A 1582-nucleotide genomic window follows, 5' to 3' on the forward strand; every position below is an offset into this window, starting at 1 on the left:
CGACTTGCGAAACTGCACCAGATCATGCTGCCGCACGACCTCGATCTCGCCTTTTTCCAGATCGCCGAGCACGAATGGCCCGTATCGGGTCCGGATCAGGCGGGACACTTCGAGACCGAAATGTTCCAGGACCCGGCGCACTTCGCGGTTCTTGCCTTCGGTCAGGGTCATTTCGATCCACTGGTTGCGACCGGTGCGCCGTTCGAGATTGGCGGTGATCGGACCATAATGCATGCCGTCGATGGTGATCCCGCGATAGAGTTCCTCGAGCTGGTTCTGGCTGATATCGCCAAAAGTCCGCGCCCGGTAGGAGCGTTCTATGCCGTTTTTCGGCAATTCCATCTCGCGCTTGAACTCGCCATCTGTGGTCATCAGCAACAGACCCTCGGTATTCATGTCGAGCCGGCCGATCGGCATGACCCGTTCCATGTCTGCGGGCAAAACATCGTAGATCGTCTTCTTGCCGGAAAAGTCGCGTTCGGCGGTCAGATAGCCATTGGGCTTGTGAAAACGATAGAGTTTGGCCGGGGAGGGCTCGGCGACCGGATCGCCATCGACGGTGATTCCGGTCAGATTCTTGAGCAATAGCGACGGATGCTCGACGAGATTCCCGTCCAGCGATATTCGTCCCGCCTCGATCATCCGTTCGATTTCGCGGCGCGATGCGACGCCGGCACGGGCGAGAAGTTTTGCAATCCGTTGCCCTTCGCGAACTTTATCCGATGGCGCCGCCGCCGCGGCTGCCGGTTTTGCTCCAGGCGTCGGTTTTGCGCGATATATCTTGGGTGTTTTATCTTCGGTCATGGTCGAGACGCATGGCGGAAAAAAGCGCTGGCTGCAATCTGTAACCTATGGTCGCGGAGCCACGAATGTCTATTGTTACCCGTTCGGAGTTGGAAATGAGCAAGATTATCACAAGCCTGTTGTTTGGTGGAGCCGCTATCGCCGGATCTATCGGCATGCAACTCGCCCCGACATCGACTGTCAGCTCCGCTCAGGTGACGACACCGACAAGTCCCCCTGATGACGCCGGAAGCCCCCGTCCGGTCGTCATCGAATTGTTCACCAGTCAGGGATGTTCGTCCTGTCCCCCTGCAGATTTGCTCGCCAGACGGCTGGCAAAAGACGGCTCTCTGCTGGTGATTACGCGGCCTGTGACCTACTGGGACCGGCTCGGCTGGAAGGACACGCTGGCGCGGGAAGAAAACACCCGCCTGCAGCGCGCTTATGCTGACAAGGGCAATGAAGGATCCGGGGTCTATACGCCGCAGATCGTCGTTAACGGCGGTGGCGGTGCGGTCGGGTCGCGTGAAAATGATATTCGCTCGCTGGTCCGGCGCGCGTCCGCAACCGGTCCGTCGATCACCACTTCCACCGATGCAAATGGCGAGATGACGGTCTCGATCAAAGGCAAATCCGACTATCTCGCCGGCGTTTCGCTGATCGCGCTGAGCTCTTCGGAAACCGTCCGTATTGGACGCGGCGAAAATAGCGGAAGGACAGTGCACTATACCAACGTGGTCAAGACTGAACGGAATCTCGGCAGCTGGCGTGGCAGGCCGACGAAATTTACAATATCTCC

Annotated in this window: 2 protein-coding genes; one reads left to right on the forward strand and one right to left on the reverse strand. The window is 58.4% G+C overall.

The features are described 5' to 3' along the window. The coding region (locus tag WBM93_RS02880) for a pseudouridine synthase (RefSeq protein ID WP_424427976.1) at positions 1–804 on the reverse strand (804 nt) is incomplete at its 3' end. Between the two features lie 95 nt (positions 805–899). Between WBM93_RS02880 and WBM93_RS02885 the strand changes: the two genes are divergently transcribed. Beyond that, positions 900–1582: DUF1223 domain-containing protein (locus WBM93_RS02885; protein WP_424427978.1), on the forward strand; the 683-nt coding region annotated here is incomplete at its 3' end.

This window comes from Parasphingorhabdus sp. (assembly GCF_049667325.1).
In the GTDB taxonomy this organism is placed as follows: Bacteria; Pseudomonadota; Alphaproteobacteria; order Sphingomonadales; family Sphingomonadaceae; genus Parasphingorhabdus.